This is a genomic window from Pseudomonas sp. Marseille-Q1929 (assembly GCF_017316265.1).
Taxonomy (GTDB): Bacteria; Pseudomonadota; Gammaproteobacteria; order Pseudomonadales; family Pseudomonadaceae; genus Aquipseudomonas.
On sequence record NZ_JAFLWU010000010.1, the window covers coordinates 39,339 to 57,805 of the forward strand.

Annotated in this window: 8 protein-coding genes; 1 reads left to right on the plus strand and 7 read right to left on the minus strand. The window is 63.6% G+C overall.

What is annotated here, in order from left to right; translation table 11 throughout:
- The first annotated feature begins 116 nt into the window (after window positions 1–116).
- Window positions 117–1,979 carry a sigma-54-dependent Fis family transcriptional regulator gene (locus tag J1G37_RS13465; protein WP_207042346.1) on the plus strand — a complete coding sequence of 621 codons (1,863 nt, stop codon included), beginning with the start codon at window positions 117–119 and terminating at the stop codon, window positions 1,977–1,979.
- Between the two features lie 129 nt (window positions 1,980–2,108).
- Here the strand turns inward: J1G37_RS13465 and J1G37_RS13470 are convergent, their stop codons facing one another.
- From J1G37_RS13470 to J1G37_RS13500, 7 genes are all read right to left on the minus strand, one after another.
- Entirely contained in the window at window positions 2,109–2,888 is a 780-nt protein-coding gene (locus J1G37_RS13470; protein ID WP_207042348.1) for an acetoin reductase, read from the minus strand.
- A 122-nt stretch (window positions 2,889–3,010) separates the two neighbouring features.
- Window positions 3,011–5,290 carry a lanthionine synthetase LanC family protein gene (locus tag J1G37_RS13475; RefSeq protein ID WP_207042350.1) on the minus strand — a complete coding sequence of 760 codons (2,280 nt, stop codon included), beginning with the start codon at window positions 5,288–5,290 and terminating at the stop codon, window positions 3,011–3,013.
- The gene (locus tag J1G37_RS13480; protein WP_207042352.1) at window positions 5,287–6,318 is read right to left on the minus strand and encodes a phosphotransferase; all 1,032 of its coding nucleotides are present in this window, start codon (window positions 6,316–6,318) and stop codon (window positions 5,287–5,289) included. Before J1G37_RS13480 ends, J1G37_RS13475 begins: the two co-directional genes overlap by 4 nt.
- Window positions 6,319–6,382: 64 nt before the next feature.
- Window positions 6,383–6,871, minus strand: a complete 489-nt coding sequence (locus J1G37_RS13485) for a hypothetical protein (protein WP_207042354.1) — start codon at window positions 6,869–6,871, stop codon at window positions 6,383–6,385.
- A gap of 20 nt (window positions 6,872–6,891) precedes the next feature.
- The gene (locus J1G37_RS13490; RefSeq protein ID WP_207042356.1) at window positions 6,892–7,422 is read right to left on the minus strand and encodes a hypothetical protein; all 531 of its coding nucleotides are present in this window, start codon (window positions 7,420–7,422) and stop codon (window positions 6,892–6,894) included.
- The gene (locus J1G37_RS13495; RefSeq protein WP_207042358.1) at window positions 7,419–9,170 is read right to left on the minus strand and encodes a hypothetical protein; all 1,752 of its coding nucleotides are present in this window, start codon (window positions 9,168–9,170) and stop codon (window positions 7,419–7,421) included. The genes J1G37_RS13490 and J1G37_RS13495 overlap by 4 nt, the downstream gene beginning before the upstream one ends.
- A 125-nt stretch (window positions 9,171–9,295) precedes the next feature.
- Window positions 9,296–18,052 carry a neuraminidase-like domain-containing protein gene (locus tag J1G37_RS13500; protein ID WP_207042359.1) on the minus strand — a complete coding sequence of 2,919 codons (8,757 nt, stop codon included), beginning with the start codon at window positions 18,050–18,052 and terminating at the stop codon, window positions 9,296–9,298.
- Window positions 18,053–18,467 lie beyond the last annotated feature (415 nt).

Below are 18,467 nucleotides of genomic sequence, written 5' to 3' on the forward strand. Positions count from 1 at the left end.
GGCGCGGTGAGACGCGGCGTCTCAGCCTGGGCAGTTGGTCAGGCCGCGCTTGTCCCACCCGACGCATGCGCGCTTAATGGTGGGCATAACAACAAAGATCGAGAACCGGAGGCCTTATGCTCGCCGCGAACTCCAGGGAACACGTCGACTGCGTCAGTCGCGTGGTCCGCAATGCCGACCGTCTGCCCCAGGCGCCGGTGCCGTCGCTGATTTTCGATTCGTGGCGGCGTTCCATGGAGCAACACCACCTCGACCCCGGCTCCTTGCAGGGGCCACGCATCCTCAGCGAACCCTTGCTCAAGGAATGCCGCGAGCGCGCCGAACTGTTCATGCGCATCGCCGGCGAGGCCGTCGGCCAACTGCACCACCGTGTGCGCCACGCCGACTACTGCGTGATGCTCACCGACGCCCAGGGCCAGACCATCGACCACCGCGTGGACACCGCGATCCGCAGCGACTGCCGCAAGGCCGGCCTGTACCTCGGCACCTGCTGGTCGGAAGCCGAAGAAGGCACCTGCGGCGTGGCCACGGTGCTCACCAGCAAAGCCGCCGTGACCGTGCACAAGCGCGATCACTTTCGCGCCGCGTTCATCGGCCTGACCTGCTCCGCCGCGCCGATCTTCGACCCCCAGGGCAACCTGCTCGGGGTGATGGACGCCTCCGCGCTGCAATCCCCGGATGACCGACGCAGCCAGCACTTGGTACGCCAGCTCGTGGCGCAAAGTGCCGAAGCCATCGAAAACGCCTTCTTCATGCACAGCGCCCGCGAACACTGGGTGTTGCAGGCCCACAGCACGCCGGGCTTTGTCGACAGCCAACCGGACCTGTTGCTGGCCTGGGACCGCGACGGCCGCCTGCATGCCTTGAACAGCAAGGCGCGCCAGGCCCTGCGCCTGCGCTTTGGTCAGGTGCCAGCACATATCGGCGAGGTGTTCGACCTCGACGCGTTGCGCGCGGTGACCGATCAATCCGCCCAGCAATTGCACTGGCTGGGGCAGCCTGGCGCCTTGCACGCACGCGTCAACGCGCCCCGCCGCACACCGGCACGCACCGCGCTGGCGCCGCAGGTTGATGCGCGGGTGGAAGAACATCTGCGCCTGGCCGTAAGGGTCAAGGACCGCAACCTGCCGGTGCTGGTGCAAGGCGAAACCGGCGCTGGCAAGGAAGTTTTCGCCCGCCAACTGCATGAGCGCAGCGCGCGCCGCAGCGGGCCGTTTGTGGCGGTGAACTGCGCGGCAATCCCGGAAAACCTGATTGAAAGCGAGCTGTTCGGCTATGTCGCCGGGGCCTTTACCGGTGCCTCCAGCAAGGGCATGCCGGGGCTGCTGGTACAGGCCGATGGCGGCACCTTGTTCCTTGATGAAATCGGCGACATGCCGTTGGCGTTGCAGACGCGCCTGCTGCGGGTGATGGCCGAGGGCGAAGTGGCCCCGCTGGGCGCGGCAAAGACTCGCGCGGTGGATATCCAGGTGATCTGCGCCAGCCACCGCGACCTGGCGGTATTGGTGGGTGAAGGCCGTTTTCGCGAAGACCTGTACTTCCGCCTGGGCTGCGCACGCTTCTGCCTGCCGCCGTTGCGCGAGCGCACGGACAAGCTGGCGCTGATCAACCGCTTGCTGGAGCAGGAAGCACGCAACAGTGGCGTTTCAGTGGGCATCGGCCAGGCTGCGCTGGAATTGCTGCTGGGCTACGCCTGGCCGGGGAATGTGCGGCAACTGCGGCATGTGTTGGCGTATTCCTGTGCGGTGTGTGAGGGCGGCACGGTGCAAGTGGCGGATTTGCCGGTGGAGGTGCGTGGGGAGCAGATAGAAGCGTTGGTTGAAGAGAGCGTGAGCCCCGAAAGGCAGAGAGTCCTGGATGCGTTGATTCGGCATCGCTGGAAGCCTTTGCCGACCGCGCAGGCGTTGGGGATCTCAAGGGCAACCCTGTACCGCCGCGTCAACCAACTGGGCATCGACATGCCCAACAAAACCACCTGACACAATGGGATCAAAATGTGGGAGCTGGCTTGCCTGCGATAGCGGTGTATCAGAACCAAATGGGCAAGCTGACCCACCGCTATCGCAGGCAAGCCAGCTCCCACAGTAAACCGAGTTGACCTTGAAGGTTTAGCGGTAGACCAGGCCGCCATCGATCAGCGGCGCTTGGCCGGTCATGTAGTCAGCATCCGGCCCAGCCAGGAATGAAACCAACCCCGCCACATCCTCCGGCGTCTCCGCCCGGCCCAACGCAATACCATCCACATACTTCTTGTACGTCGCGCCAATCTCGGCGCCGGTAATCTCAGCCATACGTTTGTCGATCTCGACCCACATATCCGTGCCCACCACTCCCGGGCAGTACGCATTCACGGTGATCCCCGCGCTCGCCAATTCCTTGGCCGCGGCCTGGGTCAATGCGCGCACGGCAAACTTGGTCGCCGAGTACACGCCGAGCAGCGCAAACCCTTCATGCCCGGCAATGGAGCAGGCATTGATGATCTTGCCCTTTTGCTTGAGCGCCTTGAATTTCTTGCCGGCGGCCTGGATGCCCCACAGCACGCCCTGCACGTTGATGCCCAAGGTACGCTCGACTTGCTCCGGGCTCACGTCCAGCAGCGAATCGATCTGCGCCACCCCGGCGTTGTTGACGATGATGTCAAAGCCGCCGAGGGTCTGATGGGCATGGTCGACGGCCGCCACCACTTGCTCCCGCTTGGACACATCGGCGACGAACACCGACGCCTTGCGGCCCAGGCCGACCACTTCGGCGGCCACGGCTTCGAGCTTGGCGCCATTGATGTCCACCAGGGCGATGTCGGCACCGTCCTGTGCCAGGCGCAGGGCAATGGCCCGGCCGATGCCCTGCCCGGCGCCGGTGACCAGCGCAACTTTTCCAGCAATAGCCATGACACTCTCCTGCAATCGATGAGGGAAGCCTTGTCTATCGCAGGTCCAGGCCATGGCTGTCGAGGCGCAACGGGATTGGCGTGAGGGCTGAGACGGGTTGTCTCAAGCCGCAAATCATTTGCCTAGCGTGTGCGCCCCTCGCCCCGCTCTTCAACCATCACGCCGAACGGCAACAACAACCCCGGCACCTGCCCCGGCGCACCACAACGCAGCAAAAAATAGCCGGTGCCCGCCAGGCCTAGCATCAACCCCAATGCCTGCCCCTGGGCCACGCCCAAGCCGCTGCGCCAGCGTCCGGCCTGCGCCGCCAACCCGCGCTCGGCCACTTGCCGGGCGTACTCGCCCCAGGCCGGTTCGCCCAGCACCGCAGCGCCGGTAATCAAGATATCTGCATTACCCGCAGGGCCATGGCACAGGGTGTAACTGCTGCCGGCCTGGGACGCGGCCGCAACCAGATCCGCTGCGACCGTGTCCAGGGCGCAACGCGCCTGGGCGCGGTGTTCTGGCCTGCCGGTCATCTGCCACAGTGCCAGGCGGGATAACGCGATCCCCGGCGCGCCGTGGCACCACGCCATGCCGCAGTGGGTCGCGCTGTCATCCAACTGCCGCGCATCCTCGGCAAACAGGTAGGGCCAATTGCCCTGCTCCGGCACGAACCAATGGGCCTCATACGCGAGCGTTTGTTCCAATGCAGCCTGCCAATCGGGACCCGGGCATTGCCGGGCCAATTGCGCAAAAGCCAATGCGATGCCCGCGTTGCCGTGGGACAACCCGCACAAGCCCAGGTGCGCGCCCTGTTCCGGCCAATGCCAGCCATGCGCCGTGCGCCGGGCCTGATGCATCAGGCGCTGCCCCAGCGCCTGGGCGATCGCGACGCTTTGCGACGCCAGTTCCGGCGCCAGCTGTGCCAACCCGAGCAGGCCAATGACTGCACCGGCCATTCCATGCATCAGGTCCACGGGTTGCGGGGTGACGGGCAGTGTCCCCAGATCCTGCAACAACGGCGCCGCCGCCAGCAGGTAGCCATCCACCAACTCGGCATCGCCCAGGCGCCGGGCCAGCCACAGGCCCTGGGTCAGCGTGCCCAGGCGCCCTTCATAGAGACTGATCCGGTCCCCTGCCGCGAACGCCAGCCCATGGCGCAACGCCCCCCGGGCGGTATCGCCAAAGGCAGGCTCTGCGGTGTGCTCCGCCAACAGCACCAGAAAGGCCGCAACCCCCAGCGTGCCGTCGTACAGGCTGGCGTTCATGCTGCACGCGAAGGGCTTGAGCACATCCTCGGCATCGTCGGCGTCGTCACTGATCCAGGTGCAGCGGTCGCCCAGCCACAGGGCGTCGTTGCTCAGTTGATGACCAATACGGATGGCCTCCCCCATCGCCCCGCCAAGCCGAACGCTGGCGCCCGGCAGCAGGCTCGCGCAAAAGTGCAATTGACGCAGGCCAAAGCGGTCCTCATGGTCATCTTCCAGGTGAGGCTGCTGCCAATCGATACGCTGTATGGCGAATTGCGCCTGAACTGCCAGCAGAGGCTCACTGCCGTTTGTTGCAGCCTCCAGCATACCCAGTGCCAGCGCCCGGCAGCGGCTTTCACCGAAACTGCGGCCATCGGCGGGGTCCTGGGCAAAACCGAGACCAGGCAAGAGCGCTTGCGTCCACAAGGGCGCCTGATCGCGCAAGTGTTGGCGCAACCCAGCGGCCAGTTGCCCCAACACCCCGTGGCCTCGACGCGCATACCGTGCGGCGAGGTACAGCACCACGGCATCGTCGCGCAGCCAGCCTGCCGGGTTGCTCGGGTACTTGAGCAGAAATGGCAGGCACGCTGCGTCCAGGGCGCGGCACAAGGCCTGCACCACCGCGCCCATGTGCTCAGGGTGCGGCGCCAGGTAATAGCGCACCTGGCAATCTTCGTTGCACGTGTCTTGCGGGGTTTCACCGAACAGGTAGACAAAGGCCGGGTCCAGTTGGGTGGTCCATGCCGCCTGGCGCACCCGCACCTTGTGCCCGCGAATGGCCAGGGCCGGCACCCCATCAAACAGGTATTGCCCCGGCTCTACGCGTCGGCTCACCCGGTCCTGCTGCACCGCCAACGCACCATTGCCCAACTGCTCAAGTACCTGCCACACACCGCTGTCGCGGTACTCGCTTTCTTGCGGGAACCAGGTGGCAAGCGGATCAGCAGGGTCCAGGCTGGCGGTGTAGTAGCGCCGGTACAGGTACTGCTGCAAGCGCTCGATCCGCGGGTCATCGTGAGCGCTGCGGTTATCGGCACTCTGGGCCATGGGCGCAGCGGTAAAGGGCCGGCCGTCCATCCACAGTGTGCCTTGGGCGTCGACTTCCAGGCCGGCCCAGGCCGTGGCGAAGCGTTCCCACCAGGCGGGTACACCAACGTTCAAATGATTCATGCGGCCTCCCACCAATCCCGGGCCACGGCCTGGGGCGCCAGCAGCAGGTTGCTCGCCAGTTGCAGCAACAAGGTGTGCGCGGCACTCAAGTCGGTCTCGCCGGCGAGGTCTTCGTAGAGCGTCTGCAATAGCCGGGCGCCACACAGTACAACCAAGCGCTCGGCATCCGGTGCGGCGCCCACGGCAGCGCAATAGCTGGCCCACAGCCGTGCAAGGGCGCGCTGATAAGGCACGAATCCATGGGCTGCTTCCTCGGCTGCCTGTGCAGGGTCGGCATGGGTGGGCTGGTGGTCGATCCACGCTTTGAGCCAGGACTGGCACAGCCCGGCCAGGTCCCACAGCGGGTCGCCCCGGTCGGCCATTTCCCAGTCGATAAAGACGCAGCGCTGCCCTTCCAGGCGACAGTTCTGCCACTTCATATCGCCGTGGATCAATTGCTCCCCAGGCCAATGGCTCGCCAGGCCGGCGAGCACCGCCATGCATGCGTCAAGGGATTGCACCAGTGCCACGAGGCGCGCCTGGCCCCAACTCTGGTCTTCACCAACCAATGGGTACAAGCGGTCGAGGCGAATGATCCAGGGCACGGCGCCCGCCAGGTCATCGGCCGGCAAGGCTGCCAGGTCGCGGTGCAGCCGGCCCAGCGCACTGCCCAACAGCTGCGCCACGTGCACATCCGGCTGGCCATCGACCAGTGCGCGCTCGTGGCCGCTGGCGGTCGAGGCGAGCCAGTCCATCACCAGTGCCTGGCGCCAGCTGTCGTAGACGCGCAGGCACGGTACTTGTGCCAGCCCGGCAAGGCGCCGCAGCATGCCGGCTTCGTGAGCAATGCTGGAACACTTCTCCCAAGGCCCGGCGTCCGGTTGATGCTGCTTGATGTAATACCCCTGGCCGTTGGGCCAGAGCACGCTGAAACCACGGTTGCGCTGGCTGTGGCTACGGATGGCGATAAGGTTGTCCACCAGGCTGCGGGTATCGAGCAGCCCCTGGTTGATCAGAAAAACAGCGGCATTGTGCCGGGTCAGAATCATTGCTTGCCCTCGTGGGGAACAGCCATGGAGCGACACCGCGCCGCTCCATGGACGGCACTACGGATCAGCTCTCTTTGCAGCAAGGATTACGTGTGGGTTTGCAGGTCTTGGCCTTGGTGGCCAGCACATCAGCAGTGTCATCGACCAACTCGTCAGCGCCTTTGCAGCAGGGGTTGCGCGTTGGCTTGCAGGTCTTGGTCTGCGTCCCTTGCACATCGCTGCCCTGGCTGCCCGGTGCGGAATCCTCCGGTGGTTTGCAGCAAGGATTGCGGGTGGGTTTGCAGGTCTTGGTCTGCGTCCCTTGGACGTCACCGCCCTCCGGTGGCTTGCAGCAGGGGTTGCGGGTGGGCTTGCAGGTCTTGGTCTGGGTGCCACCGACATCCGAACCGCCGCCACCTCCCGCTCCCGAACCTCCCGCGCCCCCGCCGCTGCCCGTACTCCCCGGCGCCGCATGCAGCCCGCCAGGGTAGTACTGACTGAGAATTGCGCCGCTCAACAGGCCGGCCATCTGCCTGGCAACGCTTGAGCCGGGTTGTGTATGTGATGTGTTCATGACAACTCCTTTTCTCTGGTTTAGTTCGACGGGTGACTCACGGTAATGACTTGCCCCCAGCGATTGACGCCAGGGGTGTCCGGCATCTCGCCAGGACAGCTTTCCGAGAGCATCGACACCTTGCGCGACAGCGGACACCCACACAGGCCGCAAATGCCCAGTTCAGAACGGGTGGCTTGCAACAGGCTGGCACCGGGTGCCTGTCGATGTGGGCATTGCCGACACGCCTCGCTACGTTGCTCACGCGCCAGCGGGTCAGTGGTGGAAAAACCGCTCCTGGCCCAGTTGACCAACGAACGGCTGCCCCGCTGGAACAACTCAGTCGTGGTGTGCTCGGCCCGCGCGCGCACCTGCCTGGGGGGCGACATCAGCAACATCTGCAACATCTGCGGGGTACGACGGCTCGCCAGCAGGCTACGGGCGTAGCTGTCGCTGCTCAGGGCCGCGCGCAACACGGCCTCATCGACGGGTTCCGGCAACCCCAACAGCTCGGCGAATTCAGCACACATCTGGCTTTCGGACTGTGCCGTATCCAGGGCCAATACACTCATGGCGTGCCCTCCACGGTAACGCTGGAGGCATCAGGGTCGAGGGTGGAGCCATTGTCCGAACGCACATCGCGCACCGTGAGCGTGGTGACGCCCTCGGGTTTGAAGCGCTCGTCGATCACCAGCCAGGCTTGCCACGGCAAGTTCTTGTCCATCTGTACCAGCGCCACCGGAACCGGCTGCCCGGCGCAATCCAACAGATAGTTGCCCGGTATCTTGGCGCTGAGGTCGTTCAAGCGCTGGTTGAAACTGGCCAGTACGGCCAGTGCGCCTTCGAAATGGGTCCAGGTGGCGCTGTCCAGGGTCAGGGAGTGGGCAACCGGCCCGCCCGCACAAGGCGGCAATGGCATGCCGATCACGGCGGCCTCGATGCTTTCCAGGCGGCACGGTATCGAAGGCGTCGCGCACTTCTCATGGCCGACACGATTGGCCGGCGTGATCAAGGCAAACAGCGCCTTGATCTGTTCCTGGCCCGGGTTGACCCAGGCGCCCCAGGAGCCATAGAACACGGCTTGCAGCACCTCATTGGCGCCAAAGTAATCCGCCAGGCCGGTGCAGGTCAGGCCGGAATCCGTGGTGTAGCCGGTCTGCACGAAGCGCCCGACGCCCTGCGCCATGATCATCGCCAGGCCCTGCTTGAACATCCCCTCCAGGCGCAGCAGTTGCCCGGACACATAGACGGTGTCTTGCCCATAAGACCTAAAGGCAAATTGATTGGGGTGGGTGTCTTCCCAGTTCAGGTGGAAATTGACCTTGGGGTAGAAGGCTTTGAACAGTTTTTCCAGATAGCGGAACTCGGCCATCAGAAACGTCTGCCCCATGCTGCGGAAAGCACCGTTGACGGCTACATCCGCGGCCTGTTTCTGGGTCATGTAGGGCGCGGCACCGTAGGGCACTGGCGAGGTGGCGCCCAACAGTTCTTCCAGTGGCAGGAACGCCTCGTTGGCGATCTCCCGGGCATTCGCCCCCAGTTGTGAGTGGGCGGAGCTGCCTTTGCGGGTCTTGGCGTACGCCGATGAGCCGATGCGCGGCAAGGCGTCGTGGCCCTTGGCAAAACGCGAGGCCATCGCCGCGTCGTCCTGCATGGCCATGACCAAGTGATCACCGGCGACCACCCCGTTGACTTCCAGGTAGCGCTCGACGAACTCAGACTGGGAAAAGTCCTGGGTACTCAAGGAGTGGAAACCCAGGGTGAACTTGCCCAGGACCAAGGCATGCAATTTCACGGGTTTGCCTTTGTGGTCCACCAGCCAATCGTCGAGGGTCAAACGGTCGGCCGCCTTGAGGCTGCCATCGGCCAACAGCATCGGTTGGTCCAGGGTAACCGCCAACTCACCCTTGTCGCCGTATTGCAGCAACACGGCAGGTTGATGGGGGGCCGCGACCATCCCATCGGAAAAGGTCACGGCGCGACTTTCCCAGATCAGCTTGGGCTTGCCACCGACCACTTTCACCGTACTGGTGAGCACCGGGTCACCCACGCCAATGAACTGCACCGTGCGGTACTCGCCCTGTGCCACGGTCACCCGCGTGCCCCAGGCAAAGCAGGAGCAACAGCAATAACAGGCTTGCCACGACCAGTCCTTGTTGGCGTCGCGCAGGATCTGACATTCATCCTGGGTAATATTGCGCCGCTCCGCCGTCGCCCGGTTGTAGCAGTTATAAGTCTCCACCGGGAAACTTCCCCCCTGGGGCGTGCAGTCCGGTATCGGCTTGCCCTCCCAGTTCTTGCACTTGCACCAACGCGCCATGGCTGAACTCTGCCGATAGCTTTCGCAGTGGGTCACTCCGCACAGGGACTGGCCCGGTTCCAAGCTGCTTTTACATTGATCGCTCACCTTGATCTCCTTTCACAGGCTTTGAGGGTCGAAGCTGCTTACTTGAAAACGCTGGCGGTGAACTGCACCGACACATACAGGTTGAGCAGGGCCTCGCCATCGATATGACCGCTGGCATCAAGCAAGCCGGTCAATAGTGGGTTGGATTGCATCGTTTGCAGATCGAACAACACACACCATTCCCCAGCGATCTGCTTGAGGGGAATTTTCACGTAGCTCACCGCGCCCGCCAGACCTGTGGTTGTCACGGACTGCGCGGGCTGGCTGCCGGCGGTCAAGCTGAGAAAGCTGGCACTGGCCGGCATCTGAATACCATTGGCGACCACCAGGGCCAGGTACGCCGCGTCGACCACCAGGTTCTGGGTGTTGGGCGGAAACAGCTGTGCCGGCAGCTCGAAGGTCAGGGCCTGGGTGGCCGGGGCTGCCGTATCGTCCAGGAAGGCGGCCCAGGCATCCGGGTCACTGGACGCCAGGCTGAGCATCAGCGCCGCGCTGTAGGTGTCGCCGGCCAATTGCGCCTGCACCCGATCGCGCCAGGTCTTGCCGCCGTCGATGGCGGTGTAGCGCACGGTCAATTTGAGGTCTTCGATCAATGAAAAATCGAATTGGTTGGTGTTCTTCGGCAATTCGTAGCGCCAGTTGGATACTGCGCCCGTGCCTTCAAAGCGCTGCAGCTTCTCGGCATCGGAGAAGTATTCGAGAAACGCGCCTTCATCATCGGTACTGCGGCTCAGGGACACACTCTGGTTGGAGCGCCAGTCCACCCACACATCCCCGCCTGGGTTGCCGGTGCCGTCGAGCATGTATTGCAGGCCGACCGGGTTGGGCTTGAGCAAGATCTTGTTGGCGGTCTGGGTCAGGTTGGCGTGGATGCCACTGGGCAACGCGTCGTCAGGATTGACCACCGTCACGGCCACCGTCTTGATGCGCCGGCAGTAGTGTCTGGGGAAGTCAAAATCAAACAACGCCTCAGTCAAGGAAAAGTCGGCAACGCCGGTCGCGCGCAGCTGGATCAGCTGGGCCGGGTTGAGCTGTGAGAGGTAGACCTCGCGGATAATTTCCTGGCGCAGCACGTCCTTCTGCGAGAACACGTAGTCCATGCGGTCCAGCACCAGGTTAAGGCTGGCGCCGGCCATGAGGCCGCGGCGGGCCGGGTCCCACGGGTCGGAAGTGAGGTAGGCGGTGGTGTCGCCCAGCGCCCATTGCAAGGCGCTCTGCGCGGCGTCCACCGATTGCAGGGCCAGTTGATAGGCCTGGTAATACAAGGCCGTGGCACGGCTGACCCGCCAGGCGTAATAGTCTGGGTTGTCGAACTTGCCGAGCAGGAAGGCCTGCTGGGCCTGGGCGTTCTTCAGGTTGGTCTGGTAACCGGCGTAGTCGGCCTGGGCGCTGGCCAGGTCGGCCCTGGCGTCAAGGATCTGCTGGTCGATCTGCTTGAGCTCCAGCCCCGCCTGCGTCGATTCTTGCTGCCAGCCGGCCTTGAGGCGCTGGAACTGGCCGATGGTGTCACTCAAGTCCTTGGCGGTATCGGCCACCTGGGCGACCTGGCGCCAGGTCCCCGACGTACGGTGCAAACCGGTTTCGATCTGTTCGCCGCCATAGGTCATGGCGAACGGCGAGCCCACCTGCGGGGCCAGCGCCGCAATCGCTGCGCCGGTCTCGAAGCCGATCGCAATAAACCCGGCGACGCGCGAAGCGATGCCCAGGGAGATCGAAACCACTTCGGCCGCGATCATGCCTTCGCTGATCAACCCGTCGTAATACTGCTTGCGCTGCTCAGTGGTTGCCCGCGTAGCGAGCACGGCGTCCAGGGTGTGCCGGGCGGCCTGGGTGCGCAATTCGAAGGACACCAACTGCGCACTGGTGAGCCGTTGTTCGTGGGTTGATTGCAACAGCAACAGCTGCTCGCTGCTTTGCATCGTCAGGGCCTGCTCCAGTTCGCTGCCCAGCAGTTGCAGGTCACCCACCACGGTCCTGGCATTGATCACCAACCCGGCATAACGCAGGGTCTGCGCCGTGGGTGGCCGCACGGCCAGCTCGGCAAAGCCCGCGCCCGAGCCGTTGGCGGCAGCGGCACGCACCATGGCCATGGGGTCGATGGGGGCGGCGAACAACGGCAGCAACAAGGTGTTGCCTTCCAGGTCGAGGTTGTTGCGGATCTTGTACAGGCGGTCTTCAACCGTGTCCCAGCGTGCCATCAACTGGTGATTTTGCGGCACGCAAAACAGCGCATCGATTTCATTGAAGGCGCCCCCGCTCAGGCTCAAGCCATCGTCGCCCTGAGGGCCGCGTACGGCCAGCAGGTTTTCCATGTCCAGCAGAAACTGGGGAATGGCCGTGGGGTCGTTGCCATACTGCGCCAAGATCTCATTGAAGGTCACCGGCAGTTGGTCGCTGCACGGCCCGACACTTTCCGGGCGCGGCCCCAGCAGGTCGCTGGCCATCACATAGAGCAAGTAAGCGGCATTGAGGTATTCACGGGTCTTGCGCTGGAAGAAGCTGTCCCCCCAGGCCACCAACAGGTCGATATAGCTGCAAAACGTCGCCCGCTCAAACGCACCGATGCGCAGTTGGGCAATGGCGTACGGGTCATAAGGGTCGCTGTTATAGACCGCGATCTGCACCGGGTTGGTCAGGGTTTGCACCAGCGACTGCTGGGTGTGGTTGCGAAACGGCTGGAAGCGCCAGAACTGGCAGGCCAGCGACGCGGTCTGGTGATTGAATAAAACGGCACGTACCTGCTCGATCATGCGGGTGCGCAGCACCGGGTCCACCACGGTGGGGAACAGGTAGTCCAGGCCGGTGAAGCGGGTATAAGTGGTGGCGACCTGGTTTTGCGGCGTGATCACGCCGGCGACTTTCATCTGGTCAAATGCCGCAGTGGCCTGGCTGGCAGAGATATCCGGGGTCTGGAAATCCACGGGTGAAAGCGACGTCAACCGCTCGGTGGGGTTGAAGATGTACTGCAACCAGCCCAGTGCACCCTGGAAATCGCCGGCCTGGAGCAACGTATCGGCAATCAGTTGCGGCGTGTAGAAAAACAGCTCCCAGTAATACAGCCCATAGACCCCGTCGAAGTCGACTTGGGTCGCGTCACTCAGCACTGGCGCACGCACCCGTTCGCCTGGCGCATAGCTGCTGAACGGCGTGGTGGCGATCACCGGCGCTTGCTGCTGATGCAGGTTCAACAACGCCGGCACGCCCCCTTGCTGCAAGGCCGCAGCGAGCTTGGGCACGGCGCCGGTGGTCAGCCGGGTGAAGCGGTAATACAGGTCCTGCACGTGGCGCCGCCAGGTGTTGTCGTAGTAGCCCCGCAGGATCAGCGCCACATCAGCTGTCAGCAGCGCAGCCTTCTGGGCAGGCTCGTCGGGAAACAGGCCTTCGAGGTCTTCCAGCGGGTCGTAGCGTGACGAAATGTAGCCCTGCAGGCCAATCACGCGTCGCGCTTTCAACGTATCGAATACGTGCTGGGCCTGGACCTGGGATATCCCCAGGCGAAAAAACGACTGGGCGGTAATGATGATGTCGTCATTCTCGGCGTAGTACGACACCAGTGTCATGGTGGGCAAGTCCACCAACACCACGCGCACCTGGGCGGTCTTTATCTGCCGGGTCTGAAACGGCTGGCCGGCAAACAGGTAGCTCAGGTCGGCATTGTTCTGGAACGGCTCGGTCAAGCGCCCGCTGCTGTCGATCACCTGGTGGTCTTTCAACTGGTCGAACACCGTCGAAGACTCTGTAGCGCTGATATCGGCACTGATGAACGAAGCCCGGGTCACTGACTGCGCGGTCTCCAGGCCCATGGCCCGGGCCTTCTGATTCAAGGGCGGTGAGCGCGACACATCAGGGGTGACCAGGAAGCTTTCACTGTTGACGTTGCCCACGAAATGAGAGGGCTGGTTCTTGATCACGAAGGTCGAGCACTGGCGATTGGATAACCGCGCAAACAACACTGCATCCCCCATGGCCAGGAACAGTTCCTGGCGGATGGCGAACTCCACCGAGGCGTGGTCCGGTGCGCCATCAAGGATCGTCGACAAATCGGTGGCCGAGCTGAAACTAGGCCGCACATAGTTGGCGCTATCCAGAATCCCGGCCGCCTTGAGGTCGATCATCGCCTGGTCGGCAGCGCCCTGGCCGAGGACGGTCATCAGGAATGTCGCGGCCTGCACTTCTCGTGACTCGATGCTGGCTTGCAGCAGGCAATGCTTGGCCCACAGACGGATGATCTGCACATCGCGGCGTTCATCGCCAAAGAACAGGAAGCGAAAATCCGCGTTGTTGTTGAAGCCTGGCTGCACCACATATTTGCCGCTGCCGCTGCCGGCTTTCAGGTAGCCCGCGCTCAGCAGGTCGAGGACCAACTGTTGCGCACCCGGTTCTTCCAGCCCGATGAACTGCAACACGGCAGCGCTGACCGGCGTGCGCAGCAAGGCGGTGTCGACGCTGTTGTTCCAGTCGCCGTAGTAGTTGCTGCGAAACGGGTTGAGTGTGCCGCGTGCGTACAAACGGTTCATCGCGTAGTCGTACAAGGGCTGCACGGTCGGCGGCACGCCGGTGGAGTAGTTATCCGCCAGGTTGAGGAACTCAGTGCGCTGGAACAGGTAGTCCTTGAGCAATTCGCGGTTGAGCAACAGCGGCTCGCGCAAACCCACCACGCCGCGAAAGCCTGAGCCAATGGCCTGGTTGACGATACGCCCGCGCTGGTACACCTCCATCTCGAACTGGGCCACTGCCGGGTTCGACGGGTTGCTGGGCAAGGGCGCCTGGGCGGGTTCAATCACGCTGCCGTTGGAGGTGTTCTCCAGGAACGGACCGTACAACACGGCAATTTTTTCATCGATGCGCACGTCATTCTCTGGCCCGATCGGGGCCGTGCCCGCAAACAGCAGCACGTTGCACTTCTGCCAGAACAGGCTGTTCATGTTGAAGATGTCGTAGCCCGACTGGGTCGACAACTTGACCTTGTTGGGCGCCGCATAGATCACCTGCTCAGGCGCCAGGGTCTGGTCGCCTACCCAGGTCCCGCTGGCGTCCATGAAGCTGTAGCGAATCGCGGCCTTGTACATCACGCTGTTGCTGGATTGGGTATTGCCCTCGGTGGTCTGGATGGCGGTGCTGGAGACGATACTGGTTTCCACCCAGAACACGAACAGCCGGCCAAAGGCATACACCGGCGTGACATAGGGCGATTTGATGGTGACGTCGATGGCGGTCCACTCGGACCAATTGGCCTGGTGCTCCTGCTTGGCCCAGCAGTAGGAATAGGGTTCGGTGGCACTGCGGGCAAACACGAACAACGTGTCGATCTCGCCGCGACGCGGGTCACTGACAGTGCCGCGAAAGGCGTCGACAAATTGCAGTGACGCATAACGATCCAGCCCCTGCACATAGGTGCGATAGACCGCCTCCACCCGCTGTGGGGTGATATTGGTTTGCAGCAGGTCGGCCTCCAGTTCACGGAACAATGACGTGCGCGAAGAGCGCAGCGTCGGCACCAGGTAGTTTTCCGGGTAGAGGAACACCCGGCGGTTGGCTTCCCACATACGGTAAGTGGTCAACCATTCCCACCACACCTGGGGAATCGGCAACTGCGCGATGCCCGGTTCGATATTGGCCCGCACACGGTTCAGGTACATCTGTACCGAGGCCAGTGCCAGCACCACTTCGGAGGTCTGGTTGGTGCCGCCCATCTGCACGTCCAACAGCAAATAACCCGACAGGTCATCGACCGAAACCAACTGCGGCTGGCTGACCTGGTAGTACCACAATAGGCTGGGCACCAGCACATTACGGCGGGCTTCCAGCAGCCGCGCCTCGATGGCGGCGCCGACGTCGGCCCACGCACCGCGCAGGCGTGCCGCCGCAGAACCAGTCACCGCGTCGGCCAATTGCTGCCAGGCTTGCCAATGGCGGCTGCCATCCGTACCGCTCAACCCCCACTGCCGGCTGTCCAGCAGGGCCTGATAGGCATTGGCCCCGAAACCACCGCGGCGCAGCAAGGAAAAGATCGTGGCCAGGCGCTGCAACCCGCGCGTGCTGTCGTACAACAGGTCGCTGGTTTGCAGCGCGGCCAGCACCCCGCACAGGTCGGCCTGCGACCATCCGGTCAAGACACACAGCGCGGCAGCTTTGGGCCCGGTGCTGCAGGCGCTGTCCGCCGGCATCGACAGATAGGCAAGGTAACTGCCATCGCTCAATCCCAGCGCCTGGCGACTTTGCGTATAGGTGCCCATGGCCTGCAGGCTCTCAAGGCTGAACAGCGTCGTCGTGGCCACGCCGAAGACGGCCGGCAACGCCAGCATGGCCTGCAACACCGGAGCGTCCAACACCAATGCCTGGCTGGCGAGCAACATCCGCGCGGTATCGAGCAAGGCCTGGCTGCTGGCCTGCCAGGCCGCATCGCCGTCGGCGCTCGGGGTCAGCAGGCAGGTGATCCAGGCCGCCCGGCCCGGCTGAGCCGAAACCAGGGCGCCGGATGCGGCGATCAGCCCTTCGCTGACTCCCGCCAGGGTCGCCAGGCCGCTGTCGAGCACTTGCGCCTGGCTGCGGTGCAAACGATTGAGGGTCTGTGCCAGCTCACGGGTCTGTTCCTGGCTCAGGCCCAAGGGGGCCAGCGCAGCCTCACTGACCGCCTGGGGCACCAGGGCACAAGGCGTATCCGCCACGTTGGGCACATGCCGGTGGTACGCGGCCTGGACGTCCACCACCAGCGGCGGCGTCAGGATCATGATCTGCCCATACAGCGCCAGCGCCTCCTCTTCACTGACCGTGTTGCCCATCAGCGCAGCCGGCGTGAACAGGCTGCCCTGGGCCTGGGTCCAGATCGACAACAGGGCGGCATGGCTCAGGGTGCTGGCGGTGTCAGCCAGTAACGGGGCTGCGGGATCGAGGTAGGCGCTCACCTGGGCCACGCTCAAGTTGCTTTGCGCCAGCCAGTTCGGCACCAGCAACCAGCGGGCCAGGGCCTGGGGCGGTATGGGTTGAGCCAGGTCGACCTGTACCCAGGCCGCTGTCGCCTGCAAGTCGTCGATGGGCAGTTCCATGGCACGCGCCAGTGCGCCCAGGCGGTACAGGCTGGAGAGGTTGGCGACCGTGAGCGACACCTGCGTGTCGCCGGGAAAGGCCAGGCTCGCCAGGGTTTGCAGGTCGTCCGAGGTCACGCCCAGGCCGGCGCGCAACCGCGCCACATCAAAGCCGGCGCTGGTGGTCAGCCCGGCCTCGATGTCCCAGGTGGCGACGTCATCGGTGTACAACGGATTGCTCGGATCCCGCGGATGATAGACGCGACCATCCACCCCCAGCACCACCGGGTTGTTCCACACTTGATCGAACAATGAAGGCGTGCCCGCTGCCCCACCCGAGCCCGTGGTCGGCATACTCGCCCACAGCGCCGAAGCCTGGGCCCACGACCATTCCAGGCCCTGCACCACGCCCCGGGCCATCGCCAGGGTGGCCAGGCTGGCGTCATCCAGCAAAACCAGGCCGAGACTTTTCAGGCCGTAGCCCAGATCGGTGAAGCCCAGGCCACTCCAGCGCGCCAAGCGGATATAGCGATTCAGCGCATCCAGGGTGGCTGGCGTCAGGTTGGTCAGGGTGTCAGGGCCTGTATCACCCAATTGAATCTGCACAGACTGCCCCGCCGGCAGCGAGCGGTTGAACCACAACCCATGGGCCAGGCCGGCTGCCACTTCCTGGTCGCTCAGGCCCTGGCGAGTGAGTTCGGCCACCGCCGCACGGGGCAACCCTGAATGCCGGGAAAACACCGCGAGCTGCGACAGGCTGGCCAGCGGATCTTTGGCGCGCAATCCCCACGCGGTTTTCAACGCCGGCTCAGTCGCCAGCAGCGTACTCACAAACTCCGCCTGCTCCATCGAGAGCGCCAGCACCGCCAGCGCCAGGGCATGGGGGTCGGCGGCGGAAAAATCGGTGGTCGTGGCGTACAGCATCCCCAGGCCCAGATCCAAAGCCTGCAAGGTCAAGTCAACCTGCATCCGATGCGGGTTGAACGGTGCTTCAAACGGGTAAGTGGTGGTGGCGAGGTACCAGGCGATATCGGCCTGTTTCGACTCCACCGCCAACTTAGCGGTCAATACCCGATTGGCAATCTTAAGGTAGGGCACCAGGTCGTTGGTGGTCGCGCAGCTGAGGGGCAAGGTGAACAAATCCTGGCGCCGTACCGCCAGTTGGTAGGCCGCAGGAATACTGGTTTTGTTGACCTGACTGACATAGGCATCGGTGATGCGCATGATGTCGACGTAATAGGCCGCCGGCCCGAAAATCGACTTGCAGTCTTCACAGGTACAGAAGTTCTGGTTGCCGAACATGGCCGCGTAGCTGGGCAAGGCTTGCAGCTCTGCCAGGGTATTTTCGGTGAGGGTGCTGGCACGCGTCAGTATGGCCGCCGACTGTGGCCGTGCGGCCACCACATTCGCCCAGACATGACTGACCTGATGTTTGATATGGGCGGCACGTGCATGGAGTTGCGCGGCATACCCAGCCTCCAGATGAGGCGTCACACGGGCGATGAACAACGCTTGCGGGACTGCAGCGATCTGGTGGGCGCTGTGAAAACCCAACGCCACCAGTTGCTGCGCCGCGCTCTCGCTGCCGCTCAAGCGCAACAAGCGTTGATACGCCCGCACAACCTGTTCGGCCTTGGACGTACGCGCCTTGGCGCCACCGGGTCGGCGGCTGGCCCGGGCACTGTCCTGGGCGATGAAATCAAACGAAGCCAGGTCAAAATCCGGGTGCCTGGCATAGAACGCCTGCAATGCGCTGTCAGTGATCTTCATGATCGTCCTTGTTCCTTGGCACGACCTCGGCGGGCCGTGCGGCGTGGCATAAATCCCTTTGACGCAGTGCGACAGTCCAGAAACAACCCAAAGAACGGCCCTGCCGGCGCAAGCGCCAGCGACGTTAAAAACCTCACTATATTCAAAGAGTTAATTGCATAAGACAAAACTGACGAGGCCACTTCGAAGGTGGGCAGCCAGCCCGCGCCGCCTCGTTTTCACATCTAGGTACGAGACTAGCCGAAGAAATTTCGCTGCACGTTTTATCGATAGATTAAAAGGCTATCAATGCGTGAATGGCTAAGAATGGCGCGCAATCAGGCACCTCGGACAACCACCGGGAACTTGTAAAAAAAACCAATAATGCATAGCGTAGCGCCCCCTCCTCGGCGCCCGGTGCGCTCGACGTCTCGTG

Coding starts and splice junctions, on each gene's coding strand:
- J1G37_RS13470 (WP_207042348.1), bottom strand. CDS start 2,888: ATGGCTATTGCTGGAAAAGTTGCGCTGGTCACCGGCGCCGGGCAGGGC.
- J1G37_RS13500 (WP_207042359.1), bottom strand. CDS start 18,052: ATGAAGATCACTGACAGCGCATTGCAGGCGTTCTATGCCAGGCACCCG.
- J1G37_RS13490 (WP_207042356.1), bottom strand. CDS start 7,422: ATGAGTGTATTGGCCCTGGATACGGCACAGTCCGAAAGCCAGATGTGT.
- J1G37_RS13465 (WP_207042346.1), top strand. CDS start 117: ATGCTCGCCGCGAACTCCAGGGAACACGTCGACTGCGTCAGTCGCGTG.
- J1G37_RS13495 (WP_207042358.1), bottom strand. CDS start 9,170: ATGGCGCGTTGGTGCAAGTGCAAGAACTGGGAGGGCAAGCCGATACCG.
- J1G37_RS13475 (WP_207042350.1), bottom strand. CDS start 5,290: ATGAATCATTTGAACGTTGGTGTACCCGCCTGGTGGGAACGCTTCGCC.
- J1G37_RS13485 (WP_207042354.1), bottom strand. CDS start 6,871: ATGAACACATCACATACACAACCCGGCTCAAGCGTTGCCAGGCAGATG.
- J1G37_RS13480 (WP_207042352.1), bottom strand. CDS start 6,318: ATGATTCTGACCCGGCACAATGCCGCTGTTTTTCTGATCAACCAGGGG.